This window comes from Peribacillus frigoritolerans (genome assembly GCF_030676415.1).
Taxonomy (GTDB): domain Bacteria; phylum Bacillota; class Bacilli; order Bacillales; family DSM-1321; genus Peribacillus; species Peribacillus frigoritolerans_A.
Map to the genome: position 1 here is coordinate 1 of NZ_JAUUTW010000070.1, position 2085 is coordinate 2085.

3 protein-coding genes are annotated in these 2085 nt (G+C 37.9%); 1 reads left to right on the forward strand and 2 read right to left on the reverse strand.

What is annotated here, in order from left to right; genetic code table 11:
• On the forward strand, positions 1 to 91 hold a 91-nt coding region (locus Q8G36_RS28395), incomplete at its 5' end, for an IS3 family transposase (RefSeq protein WP_142398304.1).
• Between the two features lie 97 nt (positions 92 to 188).
• Here Q8G36_RS28395 and Q8G36_RS28400 read toward each other — a convergent pair.
• The gene (locus Q8G36_RS28400) at positions 189 to 986 is read right to left on the reverse strand and encodes a fumarylacetoacetate hydrolase family protein (RefSeq protein ID WP_305163124.1); all 798 of its coding nucleotides are present in this window, start codon (positions 984 to 986) and stop codon (positions 189 to 191) included.
• A gap of 578 nt (positions 987 to 1564) precedes the next feature.
• A complete protein-coding gene (locus Q8G36_RS28405) occupies positions 1565 to 1774 on the reverse strand; it encodes a hypothetical protein (protein WP_305163125.1) in 210 nt (69 codons plus the stop codon).
• Between the last annotated feature and the right edge of the window lie 311 nt (positions 1775 to 2085).

The window sequence follows — 2085 nt, forward strand, 5'->3', positions numbered from 1 at the left end:
TATCCATTACTACAATCATCAACGAATCAAGGTAAAATTAAAAGGCATGAGCCCGGTAGATTACCGGGTTCATGCCCTCAAGGCTGCCTAAGTAAATAAAGTGTCTAACTTTTTGGGTTCACTTCATAAGGACAGCTCTAATCTTTGTTAACTATTTATGATTTTGGTATTAATAATTCCAGCAAATCCTACTGGACACCATTACACAACCGACCGATATTCTCGACTTCAACAACGACCTCATCCCCCGACTTGATCGGGCAGCTTCCAGATGGTGAACCCGTGGCCAAAATGTCACCGGGTTCCAGTGTCATCACCTGTGAAAGCCAGCTGATTAGAAACGGAATGCTTAGGGACATTTCATTGGTATTTCCGTCTTGGACAACGCGGCCGTTTAAAGTGGTCACAATCCGCAAATTAGTGGGATCTACCCCGGTAACGATGCACGGCCCCAAAGGACCGAATGTATCAAATCCTTTGCCCCGCGTAAACTGTGGATCTTTTTTTGTAAGATCTCTTGCTGTGACGTCATTAAATATCGTACAACCAAATACATAATCAAGCGCATCTTCTTCTTTAATGTTTTTTCCGCGCTTTCCAATGACAAGGGCTACTTCCCCTTCAAGTTCCACTTGGTTGGATAGATCATTTGGAGGAAGTATAATTTTCTCCTTGTCTGCAATAAGCGAAGATAATGGCTTTAAAAATAGAAATGGTTCAACAAGGTTTGCCTCTCCCCCCGTTTCCTTCGCATGACCTGCATATGTCCAGCCGAAATTAACCACTTTCGAAGGTTTTACAGGTTCCAAAATTTTCACGTCACTATATTTCACCTCTACCCCGTCAAACTTTACTTCCTTGTTGACAAGTTCAGCAAAACTGCTAGACAGTTGTAATATCATCTCATCCTCAACAATACCGTAATGTATCTTGCCCTGTTGATTCTGATAGCGAACTATTTTTTGTGTTTTTTGTAGCACATGCATTATGAATAAACTCCTTTGATGATTAAGATTACCTCAGATAATATAAAATCCGGTTCTCTATACTATAACATGCCTGTTCTTTTACGTGAAAAAAGAGCTCCCGTCAACTCCATTTTCAACCAAACCGAACTATAGTTAATTAAGATTAAGTTATTTAACTATGTATTTTATGGAACCTACAATTTATTTATAATTTTATCTGTGTATTGCCTTATATAGGCTGCAATAAATATTCCGATTGGTAGTCCTAGTAATACATTCCCCATGAAATGTTTATGCATACAATTACAACTAATACACCCAAAACCAAGCCAATTCTTCACAAATCCACCCTATTACAGTCTTGGTGCTTATTAATTATCTCAAAATATCAAAACTTATGTACTGGTAATTTGTCCCTTATTTAGCTAACCTGCCTCGTTAGTGCACTAAGAAAAGGCGCTAGCGCACCCGTTAGTTTAAGAAGGAATATTCGTCTAGACCTCCCCTTTAGGAAATCCACTTTTATTCCCCCTATTAAATAAAAATAGTGCCAACTTCTCATTAAAGAAATCAGCACTTCGTTTATTCACTATAAGTTATCGTGTAGCTTTAGGCGGTTGGCACACATCACATTTACGTTGTTTATTATTTTTAAATTTCGTAAACGTTTTTTCAAAGTTGCTACCACATCTACATTTAAATAGTAACTTTTGAGAAAAACCGTGATATTCCGTCGTTAGCAACTTACTTTCCGAATTGTTCTCAACAAATTCTTTAATTTTACCAATCGTCCATTGTTTATTCATTCTCATACACCTCCATATTTTATCGCTATGCGGAGGCTTTAGTTGGCATCCGTTCAAAAATATATCGTAAGTTATTCATTATAACATGAGCTGGCACTCAATTAAACAGATGGAGGGCTACCCCTTTAGTTCCATAAGAAAAAGCTGCCTTAAAGACAGCTCCGATCTTGAGCTAAAGCACCAGTAGCATTCCTGTAGAGCATTAATTATCGGCTTTGAAAAAAAAAGAGCCCCTCAGTATGATGAGAGTACACACAAACCAAAACTCATCTTAAGGAGGAAGCCCTACTATGAATTTTAAAATGCAAAAC

What these genes read in the sequence shown, in the direction of transcription:
- Q8G36_RS28400 (WP_305163124.1), bottom strand. Translation starts at nt 986, where the DNA reads ATGCATGTGCTACAAAAAACACAAAAAATAGTTCGCTATCAGAATCAA.
- Q8G36_RS28405 (WP_305163125.1), bottom strand. Translation starts at nt 1,774, where the DNA reads ATGAATAAACAATGGACGATTGGTAAAATTAAAGAATTTGTTGAGAAC.